Source organism: Pantoea sp. UBA4549 (assembly GCF_002387285.1).
GTDB classification, from domain to species: domain Bacteria; phylum Pseudomonadota; class Gammaproteobacteria; order Enterobacterales; family Enterobacteriaceae; genus Pantoea; species Pantoea borealis.
This window is the reverse complement of sequence record NZ_DGLH01000013.1, coordinates 186,503-212,022: the sequence shown is the minus strand read 5'-3', so window position 1 is coordinate 212,022 and position 25,520 is coordinate 186,503. Positions and strand designations below refer to the sequence as shown.

The window sequence follows — 25,520 nt, the reverse complement described above, 5'->3', positions numbered from 1 at the left end:
CTTTTCTCTCCAGGCATAGCGGTGGCTGCGGCCGTTACTCTAACTGCTTTCTCCCGCGGCGCATGGCAGAACCCTCTGAATTCGATCCACAGGATTACGGGGAAAACTTTTTGGTGCGCCTTGTTGGCAGGGCGCTGGCCGGATCGTCCGGCCATGGGTGTTTGGGATAGCGCCCTTTCATCTCTTTCTGCACCACGGGATACGCCCCGCGCCAGAACGCCGCCAGATCGCGGGTGATCTGCAGCGGACGATGCGCCGGTGACAGTAGCTCCAGCACCAGCGGTACGCGGCCGTCGGCGATAGCCGGATTCTGCGCCTCGCCAAACATCTCCTGCAGGCGAACGGCCAGCGCGGGCGGGTTCTCTGCATGATAGCGGATCGGCAGGCGGCTTCCGGTCGGCACAGTGTAGTGAGTTGGCAACGCACTATCCAGCCGCTGACGTTGCGACCATGTCAGCAAATGTAATAATGCCCGGCTGAGGCTGATGCCCTGCAGCCCTTTCAAATCGCGCACGCCCGTCATCTCAGGCAGTAACCAGCTTTCCAGTGTATCAAGCAATGCCATATCGTCCAGCGGTGGCCACTGCTCTTCCGGCAGCCACTGTTTCGCGCACTGCAGGCGCAGGCGCAGCTGCTCCGCTTCCGGTGTCCAGCCCAGTACAGACAGGCCCTTTTCGCGTATCCAGCGCAGCATGGCGGGATGCAGAATGTCCGGCTCTGGTCGCGCCTGCGGCTGCGCGCTGAGCACCAGCGCGCCCAGCAGTTCGCGCTTCCAGGCGCGCAGCGTGCCCCTCTCCTCATCCCACTCCACGTCAACCCGGCGGGTAACGAGCTGCGGCAGCGCGACACGCAACGCCGCCAGATCCACCGGCAGCGCCAGCAGCATCCGTGCCTCCGCCGCACCGGCTCCCTGCAGCAGTGCGGGCGCAATCAGCGCGGGATAACGACTGAGGCCGTGATCCTCATCCAGCATGGCGCCCAGACCGTTTGCCAGCTGATAGCGGGCGCTCTCGCCGCGCCGCTGCGCAATGCGATCGGCAAAACCTGCCGCCAGCAGTGCCGGTATGCGGTCGGCATCAGCCCGTCCGTCAGTGGCATGCAAACGCTGCTGCCACTGCCGCGCCCGTCGCTGCCACTGCGGCTGGGGGTGGTTCAGCGCGTCGCGTAAATCGGCACTGCCGCCGCGCGGCGGATCTTCGAGAATAGCCACCAGCAGCGCCGCGCTGGCAATGGCATCGCTCTCTTCACCTGCGGCACAGAGGATGGCTGCAAGGCGCGGATCGCTGCCGAGCCGGGCCATTTTCCGGCCGGTGGCGTTAAGCCGTCCGGCGCCGTCAAGTGCACCCAGCTGGTACAGCAGCGCATCGGCTGCCTGCAGGTTGCGTGCCGGCGGCAGGTCAAGCCACTGCAGCTGCGTGACCGCGCTACAGCCCCACTGCAGCAGCTCCAGCCGCAGGCCGGCCAGATCGCTGCTGAGCATTTCTGCATCGCTCTGCGCCGGCGCGCGCAGCGCCTGCTCCTGCGGCAGCAGATGCAGGCAGATACCCGGCTCAAGCCGTCCGGCGCGGCCGGCGCGCTGTGTCATCGACGCCTGACTGATACGCTGCGTTTGCAGCCGGGTGACGCCGCTGCGGGCATCAAACTGCGCGACGCGCTCCAGCGCGCTATCGACCACCAGACGGATACCCTCAATGGTCAGGCTGGTCTCCGCGATATTCGTGGCGAGCACCACCTTACGGCGGCCTGTCGCGGCAGGCAGAATGGCGCGCCGCTGCGCCTCCAGCGGCAGCGCGCCGTAGAGCGGCGCCAGATCGATGTCGTCTCCTACCCGAGCGCTCAGCTCCCGCCTGACACGCTCAATTTCTGCCACGCCCGGCAGAAACAGCAGCAGCGAGCCATGCTCCTCGCGCAGCAGCTGTGCAACCTCGCGCGCCACGGCTTCGTCAAAACGCGTCTGTGGATTAAGGCTGGCATAGCGGCGCGCTACCGGATAACTGCGCCCGGCCGAAACAATGGCAGGCGCAGCGGGCAGCAGTGCCTGCAGACGCTGATTATCCAGCGTGGCAGACATCAGCAGCAGCTTCAGGTCATCGCGCAGTCCCTGCTGCACATCCAGCAGCAGCGCCAGCGCCAGATCGGCCTGCAGACTGCGCTCGTGAAACTCATCGAGGATCACCAGCGCTACGCCCTCCAGCATGGGATCGCGCTGCAGCATACGCGTCAGGATCCCCTCAGTGACCACCTCAAGCCGGGTATGCGCGCCGACGCAGCTCTCACCGCGCAGCCGGAAACCCACGGTTTCACCCGGCTGCTCGCCGAGCTGCTCCGCCAGCCGCTGTGCCACATTACGCGCTGCCAGACGACGCGGCTCCAGCATAATAATGCGCCCCGAAAGCGATGCCTGTTGCAGCAGCTGCAGCGGCAGCCAGGTCGATTTCCCTGCGCCGGTGGGGGCTGCCAGCAGCACCTGCGGCGAACTCTCCAGGGCTGTCAGCAGTGCAGGCAATACCTCGCTGACCGGTAATTCACTCACGCTCTTCTCCTGCTCTGCCTGTGCTAATATGGCGCGCATTGTACACCACCCGGCGCAGATTACCGGAGCACGCTTATGACCACGCAACGCCTCTTTTTTGCTCTTGAACTGCCTGCTCCGCTTCAGCAGCAGCTGGTGCAGTGGCGGGCGGATAATTTTGCCGCTGATGCCGGTACGCCGGTTGAAGCAGCCAACCTGCACCTGACGCTGGCGTTTTTAGGTGAAGTGAATGGCGAGACGCAGAACCGGCTGCAACAGCTCGCCGCACGTATCAGCCAGCCCGCTTTTACGCTTGACCTGGATGATGCCGGACACTGGCCGCGCCCTGGCGTGGTATGGCTTGGCTGTCAGCGCGCGCCGCGTGGCCTGCTGCAGCTGGCGGCACTGCTGCGCGCTCAGGCCGCACGACACGGCTGCGTGCAGAGCGCACAGCCTTTTCATCCGCATGTCACCCTGCTGCGTCACGCCACGCAGCGTATTGCACTGCCGCCGCGCGGCTTTCACTGGCAGACAGAGGCGACCCGATTCGCCCTCTGTTCATCGCTCTTTTCCCGCGGCCGTACGCGCTATAAAACCCTGGCGCGCTGGCCGCTGACTTCAGTCTGAGGATCCGCAATGCAGTTTACCCCGCCGCTCAGGCCGGCTCGCCTGGTAGCACGCTACAAGCGCTTTCTGGCTGACATCGTGACGCCTGACGGCACCCTGCTGACCATCCACTGCGCTAACACCGGTGCCATGACCGGCTGCGCCACGCCGGGCGACACGGTGTGGTACTCCACATCAGCCAGCACGACGCGCAAATACCCGCATAGCTGGGAGCTGACAGAGACGCAGATGGGCCACTGGATCTGCGTCAATACGCTACGCGCTAATCAGCTGGTGCAGGAGGCGCTGCAGCAGCAACGTATTCCGGAATTATCCGGTTACACCCACTGCCGCAGCGAAGTGAAATATGGCACGGAAAAAAGCCGAATTGACTTCCTTCTTCAGGCAGAGGGCAGATCAAACTGCTATATTGAAGTCAAATCCGTCACCCTTTTACAGAATGGTAAAGGCTATTTTCCGGATGCGGTGACGGCCCGTGGACAGAAGCATCTGCGCGAACTCAGTGCAATCGCAGCAGAAGGTCATCGGGCCGTTTTGTTGTTTGCTGTTCTGCACACGGGGATTGAGGACGTTTCCCCGGCGCGCCATATCGACGCGCACTACGCAGAACTACTGGTACAGGCACAGCGCCGTGGCGTAGAAGTGTTCGCGTATCAGGCCACGCTTTCTCCTGAACAGATGCGGCTCTCACGACCGCTGCCGCTGGCAGCCTGCGCTGAGCTGTCATAATAGTGGCGATAAACTGTGTCAGGATGGAGCCGGAGGCGCGCTAAATACGCTTTTACTCACAGGCTTGTCAAGGTGTGTTCAGGAATAATTGCCAACCTTGATTGCTTCTGCTATTTATAGCGGCCTGTTTTTTTCCCTGATGGGAATCGATAAACCCAGAGCAGACAGGCCAGCCGTACGGCAATCCTGCCGGGCAGTCTGAATCGCAACGGGTAGTGCGTGTTATCCAGGAGAAACAACATGCAAGAAGGGCAAAACCGTAAAACATCGTCCCTGAGTATCCTCGCCATCGCAGGTGTGGAGCCGTATCAGGAGAAACCGGGCGAAGAGTACATGAACGACGCCCAGCTAGGTCACTTCCGCAAGATCCTGGAAGCCTGGCGCAACCAACTCAGGGATGAAGTAGACCGTACTGTGTCACACATGCAGGACGAAGCTGCTAATTTCCCCGATCCGGTTGACCGTGCCGCGCAGGAAGAGGAGTTCAGCCTGGAACTGCGTAACCGCGATCGCGAGCGTAAGCTGATTAAGAAGATCGAAAAGACGCTGAAAAAAGTGGAAGATGACGACTTCGGCTACTGCGAATCCTGCGGTGTTGAAATCGGTATTCGCCGTCTGGAAGCGCGTCCGACTGCCGATCTTTGCATTGACTGCAAAACGCTGGCTGAGATCCGCGAGAAGCAGATGGCTGGCTGATGTCCATCCGCCTGTTCTCACCGCACAGCAGGGAAAAGCAACGCTTCCCCGCCGTGCGGTGTATCTTCTGATGACCCCCTCTGCTATGTCCTCCTGTACCGGTCGCTTCGCCCCTTCGCCCTCCGGCGATCTTCATTTTGGTTCCCTGATTGCTGCTCTGGGCAGTTACCTCAGCGCGCGCGCGCAGCAGGGCCGCTGGCTGGTCCGTATTGAAGATATCGATCCGCCGCGTGAAGTCCCGGGTGCAGCCACGCGCATTCTGCAGCAGCTGGAACATTACGGGCTGGAGTGGGATGGCGATGTGATGTGGCAGTCGCAGCGGCATGAGGCGTATCGGGCGGCGCTGGCCTGGCTAAGGACACACCGCCAGAGTTATTTCTGCACCTGCAGCCGCCGGCGTATTCAGCAGCTGGGGGGATATTATGATGGTCACTGTCGCGACCGCCAGCTGCCGCCGGATAACGCGGCACTGCGCCTGCGCCAGCATGCGCCGGTCTGGCATTTTACCGACCGGCTGCGCGGGGAACTGCTGGCGGATCGTCAGCTGGCAGAAGAGGATTTTATTATCCATCGCCGGGACGGGCTGTTCGCCTATAACCTGGCGGTGGTGGTCGACGATCATGATCAGGGCGTTACTGAAATTGTGCGCGGCGCTGATTTAATCGCCCCCACGGTGCGCCAGATTGCACTCTACCAGCAGTTAGGCTGGTCGCCGCCGGCATACCTGCATCTGCCGCTGGCAATCACCGCGGACGGCAATAAACTCTCCAAGCAGAACCATGCCCCTGCCCTGCCCGCAGGCGATCCGCGTCCGCTGCTGGTGCAGGCGCTGCGTTTTCTCGGGCAGCCGGTAGCGGAAGGCTGGCAGGATAGCCCGCTGGCGTCGCTGCTGAGCCAGGCCGTTACGCACTGGTCACCGGCGCAGATCCCGTTACATAACGCACTGAAGCCGGATGAAATGACAACGCCATTCCTAAATGGTTCGCAACAGGCTATGATTAGCCGCTGATTTTATTACCACCCATTTTTTGTCACTGTCGAGGTGTCCCATTTTTACCCGAGTCGCTAATTTTTGCCGGAGAGTCCTCAAGCGTGACGAGGAGGTGCCTGAAGAGGTGGAAGCTGAAAACCAGATGACCATCATTCCCCGGGAAAACCATAACATCTCACGCAAAGATATCAGCGAAAACGCCCTTAAGGTGCTCTATCGCCTGAATAAAGCGGGCTTTGAAGCTTACCTGGTCGGCGGCGGCGTACGCGACCTGCTGCTGGGTAAAAAGCCGAAAGATTTCGACGTGACGACCAACGCCACGCCAGAGCAGATGCGCAAATTGTTCCGTAACTGCCGTCTGGTTGGCCGCCGCTTCCGTCTGGCGCACGTGATGTTTGGGCCGGAAGTGATCGAGGTAGCGACCTTCCGCGGCCATCATCAGGAAGAGAGCGACGACGATCGCAACAGCTCGCAGCGCGGCCAGAACGGCATGCTGCTGCGCGACAATATTTTCGGCAGCATCGAAGACGATGCACAGCGCCGCGATCTCACCATCAACAGCCTCTACTACAGCGTGGCGGATTTCACGGTCCGTGATTATGTGGGTGGCCTGCAGGATCTGCAGGAGGGTGTGGTACGCCTGATTGGCGATCCGGAAACGCGCTACCGCGAAGATCCGGTACGCATGCTGCGCGTGGTGCGCTTTGCCGCCAAACTTAATATGCAGATTGCACCGGCAACCGCCGAGCCGATCCCGCGTCTGGCAACGCTGCTGAATGACGTGCCCCCTGCCCGCCTGTTTGAAGAAGCGCTGAAGCTGCTGCAGGCTGGCTACGGCTATCGCACCTGGCAGATGCTGTGTGAATATCAGCTCTTCCAGCCGCTGTTCCCGACGCTGGCGCGTCATTTTACCGAACAGGGCGACAGCATGATGGAGCGCATGGTGGCGCAGGTGCTGAAAAACACCGATACCCGCCTGCACAACGATTTGCGTGTCAATCCGGCGTTTCTGTTTGCCGCTATGTTCTGGTACCCGCAGCTGGAATCCGCTGAGCGTATCGCTCAGGAGAGCGGCCTGACCTACTACGACGCTTTTGCGCTGTCCATGAACGATACGCTGGATGAAGCGTGTCGCGCACTGGCGATCCCGAAACGCATTACCACCCTGGTCCGCGATATCTGGCAGCTGCAGCTGCGTATGTCGCGTCGCCACGGTAAACGCGCGTGGAAACTGATGGAGCATCCGAAGTTCCGCGCCGCTTACGATCTGCTGGCGCTGCGTGCCGATGTGGAAAAGAACCCGGAGCTGCAGCGTCTTACTCAGTGGTGGGGTGAATTCCAGGCGGCCGTTCCGGTCCAGCAGAAAACCATGCTGAACACGCTGGGCGACGATCCGCAGCCGCGTCGTAAACCGCGCCGTCCGCGCCGTCGCTCTGCCGGTCCGCGTCGTGAGCAGGATAACAGCAGCAGCGCATCATGACTCGCGTCTACCTTGCCCTGGGCAGTAACCTTGCCGATCCGCTGCATCAGATTGATGCAGCGCTCGCCGCGCTGGATACGCTGCCGGACACGACCCGCGTGGCGACCTCATCGTTCTATCGCACGCCACCCTATGGCCCGGCCGACCAGCCCGACTACCTGAACGCGGTGGTCGCGCTTGACACCCAGCTGCTGCCCGAAACGCTGCTGGATCACACTCAGCATATTGAGCTGGAGCATGGCCGCGTACGCAAAGCCGAGCGCTGGGGGCCGCGTACGCTGGATATCGATATCATGCTGTTTGGCAATCAGGTTATTCATACCCCGCGTTTAACCGTACCGCACTATGATATGCACAACCGTGCATTTATGCTGCTGCCGCTGCTGGAGGTTGCGCCTGGTCTGCGCCTGCCCGATGGCCGGCCACTGAGCGGCGTGCTCGCCACGCTGGACTGCAGTGAAATCACGCTCTGGTCCGTCTGAACCGCGATAATTTCCTGCCGGTCATATCCGCCCTGCAATCAATCCAGTACACTGCGCGCATCAGAAACGCCGGAGATTGCGATGAAACCAACCACTATCTCTTATCTGCGCCAGCTGAAAGCCAGCGGGCGCCGCTTTGCCACCCTGACTGCTTATGATTTCAGCTTTGCCCGCCTGTTTGCCGATGAAGGCATTCAGGTGATGCTGATTGGCGATTCGCTGGGTATGACGGTACAGGGGCATGATTCCACGCTGCCGGTGACGGTCGCCGATATCGCCTATCATACCGCCACCGTACGTCGGGGTGCACCGCAGGCGCTGGTCATGGCTGACCTGCCGTTTATGAGCTATGCCACCCCGGAGCAGACTTTTACCAGTGCCGCACAGCTGATGCGCGCCGGTGCCAATATGGTCAAGCTGGAAGGCGGAGCCTGGCTGGCAGAGAGCGTACGCCTGTTAACCGAGCGCGCCGTGCCGGTCTGCGGCCATCTTGGCCTGACGCCGCAGTCGGTCAATATCTTTGGCGGTTATAAAGTGCAGGGCCGGGATGAGGCGGGCGCTGAACGTCTGCTGTCAGACGCTCTGGCGCTGGAAGCGGCTGGCGCGCAGCTGATGGTGCTGGAGTGCGTTCCGGTTGCGCTGGCGGCGCGCATCACCCAGGCGCTGACCATCCCGGTGATCGGCATCGGTGCAGGCAACGTCACCGATGGTCAGATTCTGGTGATGCATGACGCCTTCGGTATCACCGGCGGCCACATTCCAAAATTTGCCAAAAATTTCCTCGCCGAAACCGGCGACATTCGCGCGGCAATTCGCCAGTATATTGCCGACGTTGAGGCAGGCACCTATCCTGCCGCCGAACACAGCTTCTTCTGAATCCGGAGATTTATCGTGTTGATCATTGAAACGCTGCCGATGCTGCGCCGGGAGATCCGTCGCTGGCGCCAGGCGGGCAAACGTATCGCCCTGGTGCCCACGATGGGCAATCTGCATGATGGCCATCTGACGCTGGTCGATGAAGCCCGCCAGCGGGCTGACGTAGTTGTGGTCTCGGTGTTTGTTAACCCGATGCAGTTTGACCGCGCGGATGACCTTGCACGCTATCCGCGCACGCTGCAGGACGATTGCGAAAAGCTTAACCGTCACGGTGTGGATGTGGTGTTTGCGCCGGCCCCGCAGGCGATCTATCCGCAGGGTACAGAGAACCAGACGTTTGTTGAGGTGCCGGTGCTCTCCACGCTGCTGGAGGGCGCCAGCCGGCCGGGCCACTTCCGCGGGGTCGCCACGGTTGTCAGCAAACTCTTTAACCTCGTGCAGCCTGATGTCGCCTGTTTTGGCGAAAAGGATTTTCAGCAGCTGGCGATCATACGCAGACTGGTCGCAGATATGGGCTTTGATATCGACATTGTCGGCGTGCCCACGGTGCGGGCTAAAGATGGGCTGGCACTGAGTTCGCGCAATGGCTACCTTACTGCCGATGAACGCAGGCTGGCACCGGGTCTGAGCCAGGTGATGCGCAGTATGGCGGAGCGTCTCAGCAACGGCGAACGCCACATTGATGAGATTATTGAGCAGGCAAATACGGCGCTGCAGGAAAAGGGGTTTCGTCCTGACGGAGTGGCAATCTGCGATGCCGACACGCTGCAGCCGCTGACGGTGGAGAGCCAGCGCGCGGTGATCCTGATGGCCGCCTGGCTCGGCAATGCGCGTCTAATTGATAACCAGCAAGTGGATCTGATGGCGTAAGCCGTCGTTTAAATAGCAGCTTAAGGGTATACCGTGATGATTCGTACTGTTCTGCAGGGCAAACTGCACCGCGTTAAAGTGACGCAGGCCGATCTGCACTATGAAGGCTCCTGCGCGATCGATCAGGATTTTCTCGATGCCGCCGGCATTCTGCAATATGAAGCGATCGATATTTACAACGTGACCAACGGCCAGCGTTTCTCCACCTACGCCATCGCCGCCGAGCGGGGATCAAAAATTATCTCCGTAAACGGTGCCGCCGCGCGCTGCGCCTGTGCCGGAGACATCATGATTATCTGTTCTTACGTGCAGGTAGAGGATGAGGTGGCGCGCAGCTGGCAGCCAAAGGTGGCCTATTTTGAGGGCGATAATGAGATGAAACGTCTTGCCCGGGCGCTGCCGGTTCAGGTCGCGTAGCGTTCAGCCCGATTGCGCTGAGCGGCCAGAAACACCAGGGGCGCCCTTCCGGCGCCCCTGTTTATTATCCGCTTGCTGAATGACATTCAGGTGCGTAAGCCGCGACCGCGCTGGATCAGCGTATACACCAGCACATAGAACACGACGATAAACGCCATCAGTACCGACAGCGTAAACACCAGCGGCACATCGTTGATGCCGAGGAAGCCGTACCGGAAGCCGCTGATCATATACACCACCGGATTCAGCTTCGATACTGCCTGCCAGAATGGCGGCAGCAGCGCCAGTGAATAGAAGACGCCACCCAGGTAAGTCAGCGGCGTCAGCACAAAGGTCGGGATCAGGCTGATATCATCAAAAGTACGGGCAAACACCGCATTCAGCAGACCCGCCAGCGAAAACAGCACCGCGGTCAGCAGCAGGGTGATGGCGACCATCGGCCAGGAGAAAACGTGGAACGGCACAAAAAACAGCGACACCGCCGTTACCAGGATCCCTACGCAGACGCCACGCGCCACGCCGCCGCCGACATAGCCGGCAATGATGATATGGGTCGGCACCGGTGCTACCAGCAACTCCTCAATATTGCGCTGAAATTTGGCGCTGAAAAAGGAGGAGGCGACGTTAGCATAGGCGTTGGTGATCACCGACATCATAATCAGGCCCGGCACGATAAACTGCATATAGCTGAAGCCGTGCATGTCACCAATGCGTGAACCAATCAGGTTACCGAAAATAATAAAGTAGAGCGTCATGGTGATCACCGGCGGCACCAGCGTCTGGATCCAGATGCGGGCAAACCGGTTAATCTCTTTGCTCCAGATACTCTTTAACGCCACCCAATAAAGATGCGTCATGCTCTGCCTCCTGCTTTACCCTGTGTCAGTCCCACAAACAGCTCTTCCAGCCGGTTCGCCTTGTTGCGCATGCTCAGTACCTGCACGCCCTGCGCGCTCAGCTGACTGAATACGCTGTTAAGCCCCTGCTCACGCATCACTTCCACCTCCAGCGTCGAGGTATCAACCAGACGATACTGGAAGCCCTCCAGATGCGGCAGCGCGCTGCGCGGAGCGAGATCGAGAATAAAGGTTTCCGATTTGAGTTTGGAGAGCAGGCCTTTCATGGAGGTATTCTCCACCAGCTCGCCGCTCTGAATGATGCCGATATTACGACACAGCATCTCCGCCTCTTCCAGATAGTGCGTGGTGAGGATAATCGTGGTGCCTTTCGCATTCAGCTCTTTCAGAAACACCCACATTGAGCGGCGCAGTTCAATATCCACGCCGGCCGTTGGTTCATCCAGAATCAGCAGCTTGGGCTCATGCATCAGCGCACGCGCGATCATCAGGCGGCGCTTCATGCCGCCTGAAAGCATGCGGGCACGCTCATTGCGTTTGCCCCACAGATCGAGCTGGTTGAGATACTTTTCTGCACGCTTGTTCGCGTCTGCCCGCTCCACGCCGTAATAGCCCGCCTGATTTACGACGATCTGCATCACGGTTTCAAACGGGTTAAAGTTGAACTCCTGTGGCACCAGCCCGAGCTGACGCTTGGCATTGACCACATCTTTTTGCAGGTCGTAACCAAATACCCGAACGCTGCCGCCGGATTTATTAACCAGCGAGCTGATAATACCAATGGTGGTTGATTTACCGGCCCCGTTTGGCCCCAGCAGAGCGTAAAAGTCGCCTGCCTCTACGTTCAGATCGAGACCTTTCAGCGCCTGTACGCCGCCGGGATAGGTCTTGGTCAGCCCGGAAAGTTCCAGTGCATAAGTCATTGCGAGTCCATATCCTGTTGTTGTGACATCAAAGCCTGATGAAAATGATAGTGCGCCCGCGCCAGACGTGCGGTGAATTCAGCAGAATTTGTGTTGAAATCAGACGCGGTGCGCCTGCGGGGAGCGCATGACGCGCTATATCGTGCAGAAAAGTGCATCAGGCCCGCAAGTCAGTCACTTACGGGCGGCTGATTCTATCCCGGAACGGCCGAAATGACCCAGGTAGATTGTGCGGTTATGCGTCCAGCATGGTGACTTTGCCGATGTAAGGCAGATGACGATAGCGCTGCGCGTAGTCAATGCCAAAGCCCACGACAAACTCATCGGGAATGGTAAAGCCGACATATTCAACCGGCACCTCAACTTCACGACGCTCGGGTTTGTCCAGCAGCGTGCAGATGGCCAGTGATTTTGGCTCACGCAGGCGCAGGATCTCACGCACTTTACTCAGCGTGTTGCCGGAGTCGATGATATCTTCCACGATCAGCACATCTTTACCGCGAATATCTTCATCGAGGTCTTTCAGAATTTTGACATCACGTGACGACGACATGCCGCTGCCGTAGCTGGAGGCGGTCATAAAGTCGACCTCATGCGGGACGTCAATTTCCCGGCACAGATCGGCCATAAACATAAAGGAGCCGCGCAGCAGACCAACCAGCACCATCTCGCTGCCGCTGTCGCGGTAGGCTTCACTGATCTGTTTGCCCAGCTCGGCAATACGGGTTGCAATCTCCTCCCGGGAGATCATCACATCAACGGTGTGTTTCATTGCGTTCGCCTGGTTAAGGTTTTCAGAAAGCTCCGCAGTCTATCACAATGCGCCTGATGGCTAACGGCGCACACAAAACGCAAACGATTACGTAGCAAAATTTCCCGCGATGGCATTAACTCTATAGCAGGGTTTACGCGCTTTATCCTGATCCAGCCGGAGCTGCTATGACGAACTCTCCCAGCAACAAAACACCTTCCGATCGGCGCGCGCTGCATCCGGAAACGCAGATGCTTAATTATGGCTACGATCCGCGGCTGTCAGAGGGCGCGGTAAAACCGCCGGTGTTTCTTACCTCAACCTTTGTCTTTAACAGCGCCGAAGAGGGCAAAGATTTTTTTGATTATGCAGCGGGCCGCCGTCAGCCGCCTGATGGCCAGAGCGGCGGGCTGGTCTATTCACGCTTTAATCATCCCAATAGCGAAATCGTTGAAGATCGCCTGGCGATTTATGAAGGCGCTGAGAGTGCGGTGCTCTTCTCTTCCGGTATGTCAGCCATTGCCACTACGCTGCTTGCGTTTGCGCGGCCGGGCGAGGTGATCCTGCATTCGCAGCCGCTGTATGGTGGCACAGAAACGCTGCTGAGCAAGACGCTGCACGATATGGAAATTAAAGCCGTGGGGTTCAGCGAGGGTACGGATGAAGAGAGGGTTTATGAAGCGGCGAAGCTGGCGTGCCAGCGCGGCCGGGTTGCCCTGATCCTGATCGAAACGCCAGCCAACCCTACCAACAGCCTGGTGGATATCCGGCTTATTGCGCAGGTGGCTGATGTGATTGCGCAGCAGCAGGGTTCACGTCCGGTGATCGCCTGCGATAACACGCTGCTGGGGCCACTGTTTCAGCATCCGCTGCAGCACGGCGCTGATATCTCGCTCTATTCGCTGACAAAATATGTGGGCGGCCATTCCGACCTTATCGCCGGTGCCGCGCTGGGCAGCCGGGCACTGATGAGCCGCGTGCGCGCACTGCGCAGCGCGATCGGCACGCAGCTCGACCCGCACTCCAGCTGGATGATTGGCCGTTCGCTGGAGACGCTGGCGCTGCGTATGGAGAAAGCCGCTGCAAACGCGGAACGGGTCGCCGCCTTCCTGCGCGACAGGCCCCGGGTGGCGGCGCTGTTCTGGCTGCCCTATCTCGATACGCAGAGTGCGGCAGGTGAAACGTACCGGCGCCAGTGCAGCGGTGCCGGTTCGACCTTCTCTTTTGATATTCAGGGCGGCGAGCCTGCGGCTTTCCGCTTTCTCAATGCGCTGACGCTGTTTAAGCTGGCAGTGAGCCTGGGGGGCACCGAGTCGCTGGCCAGCCATCCGGCCAGCACCACCCATTCCGGCGTCCCGCAGGCCGTACGCCAGCGCATTGGCATCAGCGACGCCACGGTGCGTCTGTCGATAGGGATTGAGCATCCGGATGACCTGATTGCGGATATCCGCCAGGCGCTGGCGGCGGCGGACAGCTGACGGCAATCGGCATATATCCTGCGCCTGCGTTCATCTGAAGCCGTTATGCCACCGTGAACCCCAGCATCATGCCGGTATCTTCGTGCTCCAGCAGATGACAGTGCGCCATGTAGGCATGCTCTGCACTGGCAGCATAGTCGAAACGCACCACGACTTCGCTCCGCCAGCCGTTAACGTTAACCATATCTTTCCAGCCGGCGCGATGCGCGGCAGGCGGCTTGCCATTTTCTGACAGGATGCGGAACTGGGCGCCGTGAATATGGAACGGATGCAGCATCGCATCGCCCTCGCCTGAAATCGTCCACTTCTCGGTTTTGCCCAGCGGCACGGCAAACATCGGCTTCTGCATGTTAAACGCCTCGCCGTTGATCTTATTGCCGTTATGGAAATCATACGCGGCAGCGCCGTGCGCACCGTGATCCATCGGCATCGCGCCATGTTCACTATGCTCCATCGGCATGGCATCGTGTCCGTTATGCGTTTCTGCCGCGCCGTGGTCTGCCGCGCCCCCCATCGCCTGATGGCCATAACGATCCATCAGCGCCTGCATACCCTGCTTATCCAGCTGCGGATCCATCATCAGCTGCAGCCAGCGGTTCTGTACGCCGTCACTGGCAGGCAGCGGCGGCAGATCCACCAGCGTGTCCGGCAGCGTCCCGCTCGCCATAATGCGCAGCGGCAGGATCTGCACCAGCGGCAGTGGCCGATCAAACGGCGGTAGCGTCATCCCCATCTGCGTCACCGGCAGCGTGACGATATCAAAAGGCTGGCCGTCAGAGGTATCGATCAGCACCTCAAAGCGCTCGCCCGGCAGCAGGGACAGCGATGTCACCTGTACCGGTTCAGCAAGCAGTCCGCCATCGCTGCCCACCACATAGACTGGCCGTTTATCGCTGGCGGCGATCTCCAGCGAGCGGGCGTTACAGCCGTTAAGCAGCCGCAGGCGCAGCCAGCCGCGCGGTACGGCGTGCTGCGGATACTGTACGCCGTTGGTCAGCATCATATCGCCAAACCAGCCCACCGCCGCGCGCATCACATCCAGCTGATAATCGATATGCGTGCCGGCGCTGTTAAGCTGTTTATCCTGGAAAATCAGCGGTACGTCATCCGCTCCCCACTGCATCGGCAGACGCAGCTTGCCGGACGCGTCATCCTCCAGCAGCACCAGTCCGGCTAATCCCTGCGCCACCTGATGACCGGTCTTGCCGTGCAGATGCGGATGAAACCAGCAGGTCGCCGCTGGCTGATCGGGGGTAAAGCTCACCTGACGCGTGGCACCGGGCGCGATAATCGCCTGCGGGCCACCATCCACGTCGCCCGGGATCGCCAGGCCGTGCCAGTGCACGGTAGTCGCCTCCGGCAGCCGGTTATGAATATTGACCGTGACGCGCTTCTCCCGCTGCAGGCGCAGAACCGGTCCGAGCAGGCTGCCGTTATAGCCCCAGGTCGGCACCGCTTTACCCTGCCACTGCGTGCTGCCCGTCATGGCGGTAAGGCTGTAGTGACCACGCGCATCAGGCTCCAGCAGCGCAGGGATCGGCAGCAGCGGCCGGGTAGCCGCCATCAGTGAACGACTCCATAACGGCAGGGCGCCTGACGCGCTGAGCGCCGCGGTCAGTTTGAGAAAAGTGCGACGTTGCATACGCATATCCTTGTGATAATGAGACCCCCAGCCTAAACCCTGCCCCTGCAGGAGGGTCAAGCGCCGGGCAGCAAAATGTTAACCCGCCATCTGCGGGGGTAAAAGAAGCGGAATCCGGACGGTAACTGTGCTAACGTCAATGGATTGTCCTTTGCTGAGAACCATTATGACAAAAAGCATTAAGATCCTGCTGCTGGCGGGACTCTTTGGCTTCTCCACCAGCAGTTTTGCACTGAGCGAGTCTGAAGCGGAAGATCTGGCTGACCTGACGGCGGTCTTTGTCTATCTGAAGAACGACTGCGGCTATCAGGCACTGCCTGATGCACAAATCCGCAAAGCGCTGGTATTTTTTGCCCAGCAGAACCGCTGGGATTTAAGCAACTACAGCAGCTATAACATGAAAGCGCTGGGTGAAGAGAGCTACAAAGATCTGAGTGGCATTGCAATCAACAATGATAAAAAGTGCAAATCGCTGGCGCGTGATTCACTGAGCCTGCTGGCCTACGTCAAGTAACGCGGCGTCATGCGGGCTGTGCGGGTTATCTGCCCGCTATAAACTGCCGGTAAGCGGCGATGACCGCCAGAAAGTCCTCCACGCCGCAGAACGAGAGACTCTCTTCATCGTAGTAGGCCATGCCCTCTTCCAGTCCCTCATCCTCCAGCGCCAGCTGATTAGCGCGGATCATCACCTCTTCCTCGTCCAGCCACAGCGTGTACTCATGTCCGATGCGCTGCCACTGCTGATGGGTGCCTTTTACCGCGCGCGCGGCAGCTTCCACCTCATCCAGCAGGCCGGGGTTATCCCTGACTTCCTCATTAAACCAGTGGCCTACCGCTTCGTGATCCATCGACATGCGCACTCTGACCTGGCCGGTGAGATCGCGTAAAAATTCATACTCCATCGTGTTACCTCATACCAGTCGCGCGCCGGGCAGCACATTGATTGCATTCTGAACGCAGCGCACGTAATAAAGTGGGATCGCGCTCGCATTATGCCGGGAGTGCAGCAGGGAAAAAAGGCATAAAAAAAGGGGATGATTTGCATCATCCCCTGGTCTGTCCGTCGCGTTATACGGCGGTCTGGAAAATCACGCTGTCCGCTTTCTCAGTATATTGACCCAGCTGGTCAAAGTTGAGGTAGCGATAGGTGTCATCGGCCGTTTTATCCACCTGTACCATAAACTGCTGATACTCGTCCGGCGTTGGCAGTTTGCCAAGCAGCGAAGCGACGGCAGCCAGCTCGGCTGATGCCAGGAAGACGTTGGCGCCGTTACCCAGACGGTTCGGGAAGTTACGGGTCGACGTGGAAACCACCGTCGCGCCGTCCTGCACGCGTGCCTGGTTACCCATGCAGAGCGAACAGCCCGGGATCTCAATACGCGCACCGCTTTTGCCAAAGACGCTGTAGTAGCCCTCTTCCGTCAGCTGAGCCGCATCCATCTTGGTTGGCGGAGCCACCCACAGACGCGTCGGCAGCTGGCCCTTATGCGCGTCCAGCAGCTTACCGGCCGCACGGAAGTGACCGATATTGGTCATGCAGGAGCCGATAAACACTTCGTCAATCTTCTCGCCCTGCACGTCAGAGAGCCAGCGTGCATCATCCGGATCGTTTGGTGCGCACAGAATCGGCTCTTTGATATCCGCCAGATCGATCTCGATCACCGCAGCGTATTCCGCGTCTGCATCGCCTTCCAGCAGTTGCGGATCGGCCAGCCATTTCTGCATGCCCTCAACGCGACGCTCCAGCGTACGGCGATCGCCGTAGCCTTCCGAGATCATCCACTTCAGCAGAACGATGTTGGAGTTCAGGTACTCGATAATCGGCGCTTTATCCAGCTTGATCGTACAACCGGCAGCAGAACGTTCAGCAGAGGCATCAGACAGCTCAAACGCCTGCTCAACTTTCAGATCCGGCAGACCTTCAATTTCCAGAATACGGCCGGAGAAGATGTTTTTCTTGCCCTTCTTCTCTACCGTCAGCAGACCCTGCTTAATTGCGTACAGCGGGATAGCGTGCACCAGATCGCGCAGCGTGATGCCCGGCTGCATGGCGCCCTTAAAGCGCACCAGTACGGATTCCGGCATATCCAGCGGCATGACGCCGGTCGCAGCAGCAAACGCCACCAGACCGGACCCTGCCGGGAAGGAGATGCCAATCGGGAAGCGGGTGTGTGAATCACCGCCGGTGCCGACGGTATCCGGCAGCAGCATACGGTTCAGCCAGCTGTGGATGATACCATCTCCCGGACGCAGTGAGACGCCACCGCGGTTCATGATGAAGTCCGGCAGCGTATGGTGCGTGGTCACATCGACCGGCTTTGGATAAGCCGCCGTGTGGCAGAAAGATTGCATCACCAGATCGGCGGAGAAGCCCAGGCACGCCAGATCTTTCAGCTCGTCGCGCGTCATCGGACCGGTGGTATCCTGTGAGCCTACAGAGGTCATCTTCGGCTCGCAGTAAGCGCCCGGACGAATACCTTCGACGCCACAGGCGCGGCCCACCATCTTCTGCGCCAGCGAATAGCCGCGCGTGCTGGAGGCGATATCTTTCGCCTGCACAAAGACGTCGCTTGCCGGCAGGCCAAGTGACTCGCGTGCTTTTGTCGTCAGACCACGACCGATAATCAGCGGAATACGGCCGCCGGCGCGGACTTCATCCAGCAGCACGTCAGTCTTCAGTTCAAAGGTCGCCAGCAGTTCACCGGTTTCGTGATTGCGTACTTCGCCTTTATACGGGTAAACGTCAATCACATCGCCCATGTTGAGGCGTTCAACATCCAGTTCGATCGGCAGCGCGCCGGCATCTTCCATGGTGTTGAAGAAAATCGGGGCAATTTTACCGCCGAGGCAGAGACCGCCGCCCTTTTTATTCGGCACGTACGGAATATCTTCACCCATAAACCACAGCACCGAGTTGGTGGCGGATTTACGCGAGGAGCCGGTTCCGACAACGTCGCCGACATAAGTCAGCGGGAAACCTTTTTGCTGCAGCGCCTGAATCTGTTTGATCGGGCCGATATTGCCCGCTTCATCTGGCTCAATGCCATCACGCGGGTTTTTCAGCATTGCCAGCGCATGCAGTGGAATATCCGGGCGTGACCACGCATCCGGCGCCGGAGAGAGGTCGTCGGTGTTGGTTTCGCCGGTCACTTTAAACACGGTGGTGGTGATTTTTTCAGCCAGTTTAGGACGCTTCAGGAACCACTCGGCATCAGCCCAGGATTGCAGAATTTTTTTCGCGTGGGCATTACCCGCTTTGGCTTTCTCTTCCACATCGTAGAAGTTGTCGAACATCAGCAGCGTATGGGACAGCGCTTCAGCGGCAATCGGTGCCAGCGCCTCATCGTCGAGCGCTTCAATCAGCGCGTGGATGTTATAGCCACCCTGCATGGTGCCCAGCAGTTCAACAGCTTTCTCGCGCGTAACCAGAGGAGAGTGGGCTTCGCCCGTTGCGACAGCAGCCAGGAAACCGGCTTTAACATAGGCGGCTTCATCAACGCCTGGCGGGACGCGGTTAACCAGCAGGTCAACCAGAAATTCTTCTTCACCCGCAGGCGGGCTTTTCAGCAGTTCAACCAGCGCGGCCATCTGGGAAGCATCTAACGGCTTAGGTACGATTCCCTGGGCAGCACGCTCGGCAACGTGCTTACGGTATTCTTCTAGCACGACGTTCTCCTCGCTCTCATTGTATAGCTTTCCGGTACACCTTGATGCTGTTAAACAGTAGGGTGAGGTGCCCGGTTCTGCGTCGGCCAGCATAGCAGGATTTCGCCTGATTGTTAATCTGTTTACAAAAAAGCAACATCCAGCCAATTTCCGGCATAACTGTCCGGGTAATCCCCTGCAGACGGAAAAAAAAGCGGCAGATATGCGGCAGGCGGTTTCCAGATCATAACTTTCAGCGTGGCGGAGAATGATCTGGCTAACCTTTAGTTATGCTTGCGGCGGCAACAGCAAAAAAAAACGGCCCCCGCAGGAGCCGTTGATAGCAGAAGCGAAACTTACTTCTTCTTCGCTTTCGCGTTTGGCAGATCGGTGATGCTGCCTTCAAAGATTTCAGCCGCAAGGCCGACTGACTCATGCAGCGTCGGGTGTGCATGGATGGTCAGCGCGATATCTTCGGCATCACAACCCATCTCGATCGCCAGACCGATTTCACCCAGCAGCTCGCCGCCGTTGGTGCCGACTACAGCACCACCGATAACGCGATGCGTCTCTTTGTCAAAAATCAGCTTGGTCATACCGTCAGCGCAGTCGGAAGCGATAGCACGGCCGGAGGCCGCCCACGGGAAGGTAGAGACTTCGTAGCTGATGCCCTTCTCTTTGGCTTCTTTCTCGGTCAGACCTACCCACGCAACTTCCGGCTCGGTATAGGCGATTGATGGGATCACTTTCGGATCGAAGTAGTGCTTCAGACCAGAGATGACCTCAGCGGCAACGTGGCCTTCATGCACGCCTTTGTGCGCCAGCATAGGCTGACCCACGATATCGCCGATAGCGTAGATGTGCGGCACGTTGGTGCGCATCTGCTTATCCACACGGATAAAGCCGCGCTCATCCACTTCCACGCCCGCTTTACCGGCGTCGAGGCCTTTACCGTTTGGTACACGGCCAATGGCAACCAGTACCGCGTCATAGCGCTGCGCCTCGGCAGGCGCTTTTTTGCCTTCCATCGATACGTAGATACCGTCATCTTTCGCATCAACCGCGGTGACTTTGGTTTCCAGCATCAGATTGAATTTCTTGCTGATACGCTTGGTAAAGACTTTAACCACATCTTTATCCGCTGCCGGGATCACCTGGTCAAACATCTCAACCACGTCAATCTCTGAACCCAGCGCGTGGTAAACGGTCGCCATCTCCAGACCGATGATGCCGCCGCCCATGACCAGCAGACGCTTCGGCACTTCGCGCAGCTCCAGCGCTGACGTAGAGTCCCAGACGCGCGGATCGTGATGCGGGATAAACGGCAGCTCGATAGGACGTGAGCCTGCGGCGATGATCGCGTTATCGAAGTTAATGGTGGTTGCGCCACCCTCACCTTCAACCACCAGGGTGTTAGCGCCGGTGAATTTACCCAGACCGTTAACAACTTTGACCTTACGGCCTTTGGCCATACCAGCCAGGCCACCGGTCAGCTGGTTGATCACCTTCTCTTTCCAGGTGCGGATCTTGTTAATGTCTGTCTGTGGCTGACCAAACACGATGCCGTGCTCTTCCAGCGCTTTCGCTTCTTCAATCACTTTCGCGACGTGCAGCAGCGCTTTTGACGGGATACAGCCTACGTTCAGACAAACACCGCCGAGGGTGTTGTAGCGCTCAACCAGAACGGTCTCCAGACCTAAGTCAGCGCAACGGAAGGCTGCAGAGTAACCTGCAGGACCTGCCCCAAGTACCACGACTTGAGTTTTAATCTCTGTACTCATCATGACCTCTTGTTAGATTGCCGGCGGTCAGAGCGACCCTTTCCCAGGCTCATGCTACCCTGTCGCCACCGGGACATTTCACCGCGAGAGTTTACAGAATTGTTAATAAACTGCCAACCGCGGTAACAACTGAATGCTTACAACAAGGCCGGCATTTGCCGGCCTTGATTAACTTCACATCACCAGACGGCGAATATCAGACAGCATATTGTTGATGATGGTGATGAAACGCGCACCATCAGCACCGTCGATCACGCGGTGGTCAAACGAGAGCGAGATCGGCATCATCAGACGCGGTGCGAACTCTTTACCGTTCCATACCGGCTCCATGGCCGACTTGGAGACGCCAAGGATCGCCACTTCCGGCGCATTGACGATAGGCGCGAAGTGCGTCGTGCCCAGGCCGCCAAGGCTGGAGATGGTGAAACAGCCGCCCTGCATATCGCTGGCGGTCAGCTTGCCATCACGCGCTTTCTTCGAGGTTGCCATCAGCTCACGCGAGAGTTCAGTGATGCCTTTCTTATTCACATCCTTGAACACCGGAACCACCAGACCATTTGGCGTATCTACCGCCACGCCGATGTTGATGTATTTCTTCAGCGTCAGTTTTTGACCATCTTCAGACAGCGAGCTGTTGAAACGTGGCATCTGCTCCAGCGCCGCCGCGACCGCTTTCATGATGAACACCACCGGGGTGAACTTCACATCCAGCTTGCGCTTCTCGGCTTCGGCGTTCTGCTGCTTGCGGAACGCTTCCAGATCGGTGATATCGGTTTTATCAAAGTGCGTAACGTGCGGGATCATGACCCAGTTACGGCTCAGGTTAGCACCAGAGATTTTCTGGATACGGCCCAGCTCCACTTCTTCCACTTCACCAAACTTGCTGAAGTCCACTTTCGGCCACGGCAGCATGCCTGGCAGACCGCCGCCTGCAGCAGCTGCTGGCGCAGCCTCAGCGCGTTTCACCGCCTCTTTCACGTAAGTCTGCACATCCTCTTTCAGGATGCGACCCTTACGGCCGGTGCCTTTCACCTTCGCCAGATTCACGCCAAACTCGCGCGCCAGACGACGGATCACCGGCGTAGCGTGCACGTAAGCGTCATTCTCAGCGAAGTCATTTTTCGCTTCTGCTTTGGCTGGCGCAGGTGCTGCAGCCGGTTTAGCCTCTGCTTTCGCCGGCGCGGAGGCCGCTTCCGGTTTGGCTGCCGGTGCCGGCGATGGCGCGCCGCCTTCCACTTCAAAGATCATGATCAGTGAGCCGGTACTGACTTTGTCGCCAGTGGCTACTTTCAGCTCTTTCACCGTACCGGCAAACGGTGCCGGTACTTCCATAGAGGCTTTATCGCCTTCAACCACAATCAGCGACTGTTCAGCGGTGACTTTGTCACCCGCTTTCACCAGTACCTCGGTCACTTCAACTTCGTCACCGCCGATATCCGGTACGTTTACCTCTTTCGCGCCTGCCGCTGCAGCCGGGGCAGAGGTCGCCTCTTCTTTCATCTGTGGTTTCGCGTCGGCCGCCGGCGCATCGCCTTCTGCGTCAAAGATCATAATCAGTGAACCGGTGTTCACTTTATCGCCGGTAGCGATTTTGATCTCTTTCACTACACCCGCAAACGGCGCAGGCACTTCCATTGAGGCTTTGTCACCTTCAACGGTGATCAGCGACTGCTCTGCTTCAACCTTGTCGCCCACTTTAACCAGGATTTCTGTGACTTCGACTTCATCACCACCGATATCCGGTACGTTAACCTCTTTGCTGGCGGTTGCCGTTGCAGCAGCAGGAGCCGGCGCGGCTTCTGCTTTTTTCTCTTCGGCAGCCGGTGCAGCTTCTGCCGCACCTTCAGCGTCAAACACCATAATCAGCGAGCCGGTATTCACTTTGTCACCGACGGCGATTTTGATCTCTTTAACCACGCCCGCCTGCGGTGAAGGCACTTCCATTGAAGCTTTATCGCCTTCCACAGAGATCAGCGACTGCTCAGCGTCAACGCTGTCGCCCACCTTCACCAGAATTTCGGTGACTTCAACTTCGTCCGACCCGATATCCGGTACGTTAATTTCGATAGCCATTACTCTTTACCTCTTAAGCCAGACGCGGGTTAACTTTATCAGCGTCGATATCGAATTTAGCGATAGCGTCCGCTACCACCTGCTTCTCGATTTCGCCGCGTTTAGCCAGCTCACCCAGCGCAGCCACAACCACATATGATGCATCCACTTCGAAGTGATGACGCAGATTTTCACGGCTGTCAGAACGACCAAAGCCATCGGTACCCAGCACGCGGTAGTCGCTGGCCGGCACATAGCTGCGAACCTGTTCTGCGAACAGCTTCATGTAGTCAGTTGACGCAACGGCCGGTGCATCATTCATCACCTGAGCGATGTAAGGCACGCGTGGCGTTTCTGTCGGATGCAGCATGTTCCAGCGCTCGCAATCCTGACCGTCTCGCGCCAGCTCGGTGAACGAGGTTACGCTATAGACATCAGAGCCGATACCGTACTCTTTCGCCAGAATCTGTGCCGCTTCGCGCACGTGACGCAGGATAGAACCTGAGCCCAGCAGCTGCACTTTACCTTTCTTGCCTTCTACTTCTTCCAGCTTGTAGATACCCTTGCGGATACCCTCTTCCGCACCCTGCGGCATCGCCGGCATGTGGTAGTTTTCGTTCAGCGTGGTGATGTAGTAGTAGATGTTTTCCTGCGCTTCACCATACATACGCACCAGACCATCCTGCATGATCACGGCCACTTCATACGCGTATGACGGATCGTAGGAGATGCAGTTAGGGATGGTCAGCGACTGAATATGGCTGTGGCCATCTTCATGCTGCAGGCCTTCGCCGTTCAGCGTCGTACGGCCTGAAGTCCCCCCGACCAGGAAGCCACGCGCCTGCTGATCGCCCGCCAGCCACATCAGATCGCCAATGCGCTGGAAGCCAAACATCGAGTAGTAGATGTAGAACGGGATCATCGGCAGGTTGTTGGTGCTGTAAGAGGTCGCCGCCGCCAGCCAGGATGAACCTGCGCCCAGCTCGTTGATCCCTTCCTGCAGAATCTGGCCTTTCTCATCTTCTTTATAGTAAGCAACCTGCTCACGGTCCTGCGGCGTATACTGCTGGCCGTTCGGGCTGTAGATACCGATCTGACGGAACAGGCCTTCCATACCAAAAGTACGGGCTTCATCCGCGAGGATCGGCACCAGACGATCTTTGATCGACTTGTTCTTCAGCATCACGTTCAGCGCGCGCACGAAAGCGATCGTGGTAGAGATCTCTTTGCTCTGCTCTTCCAGCAGAGGTTTGAACTCTTCCAGCGTCGGCATTTCCAGCTTCTCAGTGAACTCTGCCTGACGGGTCGGCAGATAGCCACCCAGCTTCTCACGCTGGCCGTGCAGGTAGTTGTACTCTTCTGAGCCTTTCTCGAAGGTGACGTAAGGCAGCTCTTCGATTTTTTCATCAGCCACTGGCACATTGAAGCGATCGCGGATGTAGCGTACGCCATCCATGTTCATCTTCTTGACCTGATGGGCAATGTTCTTGCCTTCCGCCGTATCACCCATACCGTAACCTTTAATGGTATGAGCCAGAATCAGCGTTGGCTGGCCTTTGGTCTCCTGCGCTTTTTTCAGAGCAGCGTAGATTTTCTTCGGATCGTGGCCGCCACGGTTCAGCGCGAAAATTTCGTCGTCAGACCACTCTTTTACCAGCTCAGCAGTCTCCGGATATTTGCCGAAGAAGTGCTCACGCACATAGGCACCGTCGCGTGATTTAAAGGTCTGGTAGTCACCGTCAACGGTTTCATTCATCAGCTGAATCAGTTTGCCGCTGGTATCTTTCTTCAGCAGCTCATCCCAGCGTCCGCCCCAGATCACTTTGATCACGTTCCAGCCAGCACCGGCAAAGATGCCTTCCAGCTCGTTGATGATCTTACCGTTACCGGTGACCGGGCCATCCAGACGCTGCAGGTTGCAGTTGATGATGAACACCAGGTTATCCAGCTTCTCGCGGGTCGCGATAGTAATGGCACCTTTAGATTCCGGCTCATCCATCTCACCATCACCGAGGAAGGCGTATACCGTCTGACCAGACGTATCTTTCAGGCCGCGATGCTCAAGGTATTTCAGGAACTTCGCCTGATAGATAGCGTTCAGCGGGCCCAGGCCCATTGAAACGGTCGGGAACTGCCAGAAGTCCGGCATCAGCTTCGGATGCGGATAAGATGACAGGCCGTTGCCGTGCACTTCCTGACGGAAGTTGTTCATCTGCTCTTCAGTCAGGCGCCCTTCAAGGAACGCACGCGAGTAGATGCCTGGAGAAATATGACCCTGGAAGTAGACCAGATCGCCGCCATCTTTTTCGCTGCGTGCACGGAAGAAGTGGTTAAAGCACACTTCATAGATCGTGGCAGAGCTCTGGAAAGAAGAGAGGTGTCCCCCCAGCTCCAGATCTTTTTTCGACGCACGCAGAACTGAAACAATGGCGTTCCAGCGAATTGCGGAACGGATACGACGTTCGAGAGAGGTGTTACCCGGATAGTCCGGCTCATCTTCTGTCGCAATGGTGTTGATATAGTTACTGATCGCTGCAGCAGCACCGCCGCCGCCAGCTACTTTCACACCACCTTTGCGGGCTGCGCTCAGAACCTGATCAATCAGATACTGCGCACGCTCAACACCTTCTTCACGGATGACCGATTCGATCGCCTGTAGCCAGTCACGAGTTTCGATCGGATCCACGTCATTCTGTAAACGTTCTGACATG

At 58.3% G+C, this 25,520-nt stretch carries 21 protein-coding genes; 11 read left to right on the top strand and 10 right to left on the bottom strand.

What is annotated here, in order from left to right; translation table 11 throughout:
* Positions 1 to 94: 94 nt before the first annotated feature.
* Positions 95 to 2,572 (bottom strand): ATP-dependent helicase HrpB, encoded by a 2,478-nt coding sequence (gene hrpB / locus B3041_RS13395; RefSeq protein ID WP_292975544.1) that lies wholly within the window; start codon positions 2,570 to 2,572, stop codon positions 95 to 97.
* Between the two features lie 36 nt (positions 2,573 to 2,608).
* Here hrpB and thpR point away from each other — a divergent pair, with 36 nt between their 5' ends.
* The 9 genes from thpR (at position 2,609) to panD (ending at position 9,680) form a co-directional block, all read left to right on the top strand.
* On the top strand, positions 2,609 to 3,139 hold the full coding sequence (gene thpR / locus B3041_RS13390) for an RNA 2',3'-cyclic phosphodiesterase (RefSeq protein WP_292975541.1): 531 nt from the start codon (positions 2,609 to 2,611) through the stop codon (positions 3,137 to 3,139).
* Positions 3,140 to 3,148: 9 nt separating this feature from the next.
* Positions 3,149 to 3,868, top strand: coding sequence for a DNA/RNA nuclease SfsA (gene sfsA, locus B3041_RS13385; RefSeq protein ID WP_065650107.1), 720 nt, complete (start codon positions 3,149 to 3,151; stop codon positions 3,866 to 3,868).
* A 240-nt stretch (positions 3,869 to 4,108) separates the two neighbouring features.
* Positions 4,109 to 4,564, top strand: coding sequence for an RNA polymerase-binding protein DksA (dksA, locus tag B3041_RS13380; RefSeq protein WP_039382663.1), 456 nt, complete (start codon positions 4,109 to 4,111; stop codon positions 4,562 to 4,564).
* Positions 4,565 to 4,634: 70 nt separating this feature from the next.
* Positions 4,635 to 5,573, top strand: a complete 939-nt coding sequence (gene gluQRS / locus B3041_RS13375; protein WP_292975535.1) for a tRNA glutamyl-Q(34) synthetase GluQRS — start codon at positions 4,635 to 4,637, stop codon at positions 5,571 to 5,573.
* Positions 5,574 to 5,613: 40 nt separating this feature from the next.
* Positions 5,614 to 7,035 (top strand): polynucleotide adenylyltransferase PcnB, encoded by a 1,422-nt coding sequence (pcnB, locus tag B3041_RS13370; RefSeq protein ID WP_206099918.1) that lies wholly within the window; start codon positions 5,614 to 5,616, stop codon positions 7,033 to 7,035.
* The gene (gene folK, locus B3041_RS13365; protein ID WP_292975532.1) at positions 7,032 to 7,517 is read left to right on the top strand and encodes a 2-amino-4-hydroxy-6-hydroxymethyldihydropteridine diphosphokinase; all 486 of its coding nucleotides are present in this window, start codon (positions 7,032 to 7,034) and stop codon (positions 7,515 to 7,517) included. Before pcnB ends, folK begins: the two co-directional genes overlap by 4 nt.
* A gap of 81 nt (positions 7,518 to 7,598) precedes the next feature.
* Positions 7,599 to 8,393 carry a 3-methyl-2-oxobutanoate hydroxymethyltransferase gene (panB, locus tag B3041_RS13360; RefSeq protein ID WP_292975529.1) on the top strand — a complete coding sequence of 265 codons (795 nt, stop codon included), beginning with the start codon at positions 7,599 to 7,601 and terminating at the stop codon, positions 8,391 to 8,393.
* A 15-nt stretch (positions 8,394 to 8,408) separates the two neighbouring features.
* On the top strand, positions 8,409 to 9,263 hold the full coding sequence (panC, locus tag B3041_RS13355; RefSeq protein ID WP_065650110.1) for a pantoate--beta-alanine ligase: 855 nt from the start codon (positions 8,409 to 8,411) through the stop codon (positions 9,261 to 9,263).
* Between the two features lie 36 nt (positions 9,264 to 9,299).
* A complete protein-coding gene (panD, locus tag B3041_RS13350; protein WP_039382649.1) occupies positions 9,300 to 9,680 on the top strand; it encodes an aspartate 1-decarboxylase in 381 nt (126 codons plus the stop codon).
* Positions 9,681 to 9,766: 86 nt separating this feature from the next.
* On the opposite strand, the gene B3041_RS13345 is transcribed toward panD, so the two are convergent.
* The 3 genes from B3041_RS13345 to hpt all read right to left on the bottom strand — a co-directional run bounded on the left by B3041_RS13345 (position 9,767) and on the right by hpt (position 12,232).
* Positions 9,767 to 10,537 (bottom strand): ABC transporter permease, encoded by a 771-nt coding sequence (locus B3041_RS13345; protein ID WP_065650111.1) that lies wholly within the window; start codon positions 10,535 to 10,537, stop codon positions 9,767 to 9,769.
* Positions 10,534 to 11,460 carry an ABC transporter ATP-binding protein gene (locus tag B3041_RS13340; RefSeq protein WP_065650112.1) on the bottom strand — a complete coding sequence of 309 codons (927 nt, stop codon included), beginning with the start codon at positions 11,458 to 11,460 and terminating at the stop codon, positions 10,534 to 10,536. Before B3041_RS13340 ends, B3041_RS13345 begins: the two co-directional genes overlap by 4 nt.
* A 235-nt stretch (positions 11,461 to 11,695) precedes the next feature.
* Positions 11,696 to 12,232 (bottom strand): hypoxanthine phosphoribosyltransferase, encoded by a 537-nt coding sequence (hpt, locus tag B3041_RS13335; RefSeq protein WP_039382640.1) that lies wholly within the window; start codon positions 12,230 to 12,232, stop codon positions 11,696 to 11,698.
* 167 nt (positions 12,233 to 12,399) lie between these two features.
* Here hpt and B3041_RS13330 point away from each other — a divergent pair, with 167 nt between their 5' ends.
* Complete coding sequence (locus B3041_RS13330; RefSeq protein WP_292975521.1) at positions 12,400 to 13,689, top strand: cystathionine gamma-synthase family protein; 1,290 nt, start codon at positions 12,400 to 12,402, stop codon at positions 13,687 to 13,689.
* Positions 13,690 to 13,732: 43 nt separating this feature from the next.
* On the opposite strand, the gene cueO is transcribed toward B3041_RS13330, so the two are convergent.
* Positions 13,733 to 15,331 (bottom strand): multicopper oxidase CueO, encoded by a 1,599-nt coding sequence (cueO, locus tag B3041_RS13325; RefSeq protein WP_292975518.1) that lies wholly within the window; start codon positions 15,329 to 15,331, stop codon positions 13,733 to 13,735.
* Positions 15,332 to 15,497: 166 nt separating this feature from the next.
* On the opposite strand from cueO, the gene B3041_RS13320 reads away from it, so the two are divergent.
* Positions 15,498 to 15,845, top strand: coding sequence for a YacC family pilotin-like protein (locus tag B3041_RS13320; RefSeq protein ID WP_039382635.1), 348 nt, complete (start codon positions 15,498 to 15,500; stop codon positions 15,843 to 15,845).
* Between the two features lie 25 nt (positions 15,846 to 15,870).
* Here the strand turns inward: B3041_RS13320 and yacL are convergent, their stop codons facing one another.
* The 5 genes from yacL to aceE form a co-directional block, all read right to left on the bottom strand.
* Entirely contained in the window at positions 15,871 to 16,233 is a 363-nt protein-coding gene (gene yacL, locus B3041_RS13315; protein WP_065650115.1) for a protein YacL, read from the bottom strand.
* A 166-nt stretch (positions 16,234 to 16,399) separates the two neighbouring features.
* Complete coding sequence (acnB, locus tag B3041_RS13310) at positions 16,400 to 18,997, bottom strand: bifunctional aconitate hydratase 2/2-methylisocitrate dehydratase (RefSeq protein ID WP_075050755.1); 2,598 nt, start codon at positions 18,995 to 18,997, stop codon at positions 16,400 to 16,402.
* Positions 18,998 to 19,332: 335 nt separating this feature from the next.
* A complete protein-coding gene (gene lpdA, locus B3041_RS13305; protein ID WP_039385712.1) occupies positions 19,333 to 20,757 on the bottom strand; it encodes a dihydrolipoyl dehydrogenase in 1,425 nt (474 codons plus the stop codon).
* Positions 20,758 to 20,931: 174 nt separating this feature from the next.
* The gene (aceF, locus tag B3041_RS13300) at positions 20,932 to 22,830 is read right to left on the bottom strand and encodes a pyruvate dehydrogenase complex dihydrolipoyllysine-residue acetyltransferase (RefSeq protein WP_292975506.1); all 1,899 of its coding nucleotides are present in this window, start codon (positions 22,828 to 22,830) and stop codon (positions 20,932 to 20,934) included.
* Between the two features lie 13 nt (positions 22,831 to 22,843).
* Positions 22,844 to 25,519 (bottom strand): pyruvate dehydrogenase (acetyl-transferring), homodimeric type, encoded by a 2,676-nt coding sequence (gene aceE / locus B3041_RS13295; RefSeq protein ID WP_065650118.1) that lies wholly within the window; start codon positions 25,517 to 25,519, stop codon positions 22,844 to 22,846.
* Position 25,520 lies beyond the last annotated feature (1 nt).

Excerpts from the sequence above, each read along its gene's own strand:
- hrpB (WP_292975544.1), bottom strand. The coding sequence starts at position 2,572 with ATGCGCGCCATATTAGCACAGGCAGAGCAGGAGAAGAGCGTGAGTGAA.
- thpR (WP_292975541.1), top strand. The coding sequence starts at position 2,609 with ATGACCACGCAACGCCTCTTTTTTGCTCTTGAACTGCCTGCTCCGCTT.
- sfsA (WP_065650107.1), top strand. The coding sequence starts at position 3,149 with ATGCAGTTTACCCCGCCGCTCAGGCCGGCTCGCCTGGTAGCACGCTAC.
- dksA (WP_039382663.1), top strand. The coding sequence starts at position 4,109 with ATGCAAGAAGGGCAAAACCGTAAAACATCGTCCCTGAGTATCCTCGCC.
- gluQRS (WP_292975535.1), top strand. The coding sequence starts at position 4,635 with ATGACCCCCTCTGCTATGTCCTCCTGTACCGGTCGCTTCGCCCCTTCG.
- folK (WP_292975532.1), top strand. The coding sequence starts at position 7,032 with ATGACTCGCGTCTACCTTGCCCTGGGCAGTAACCTTGCCGATCCGCTG.
- panB (WP_292975529.1), top strand. The coding sequence starts at position 7,599 with ATGAAACCAACCACTATCTCTTATCTGCGCCAGCTGAAAGCCAGCGGG.
- panD (WP_039382649.1), top strand. The coding sequence starts at position 9,300 with ATGATTCGTACTGTTCTGCAGGGCAAACTGCACCGCGTTAAAGTGACG.
- B3041_RS13345 (WP_065650111.1), bottom strand. The coding sequence starts at position 10,537 with ATGACGCATCTTTATTGGGTGGCGTTAAAGAGTATCTGGAGCAAAGAG.
- B3041_RS13340 (WP_065650112.1), bottom strand. The coding sequence starts at position 11,460 with ATGACTTATGCACTGGAACTTTCCGGGCTGACCAAGACCTATCCCGGC.
- hpt (WP_039382640.1), bottom strand. The coding sequence starts at position 12,232 with ATGAAACACACCGTTGATGTGATGATCTCCCGGGAGGAGATTGCAACC.
- B3041_RS13330 (WP_292975521.1), top strand. The coding sequence starts at position 12,400 with ATGACGAACTCTCCCAGCAACAAAACACCTTCCGATCGGCGCGCGCTG.
- cueO (WP_292975518.1), bottom strand. The coding sequence starts at position 15,331 with ATGCAACGTCGCACTTTTCTCAAACTGACCGCGGCGCTCAGCGCGTCA.
- B3041_RS13320 (WP_039382635.1), top strand. The coding sequence starts at position 15,498 with ATGACAAAAAGCATTAAGATCCTGCTGCTGGCGGGACTCTTTGGCTTC.
- yacL (WP_065650115.1), bottom strand. The coding sequence starts at position 16,233 with ATGGAGTATGAATTTTTACGCGATCTCACCGGCCAGGTCAGAGTGCGC.
- lpdA (WP_039385712.1), bottom strand. The coding sequence starts at position 20,757 with ATGAGTACAGAGATTAAAACTCAAGTCGTGGTACTTGGGGCAGGTCCT.
- aceF (WP_292975506.1), bottom strand. The coding sequence starts at position 22,830 with ATGGCTATCGAAATTAACGTACCGGATATCGGGTCGGACGAAGTTGAA.
- aceE (WP_065650118.1), bottom strand. The coding sequence starts at position 25,519 with ATGTCAGAACGTTTACAGAATGACGTGGATCCGATCGAAACTCGTGAC.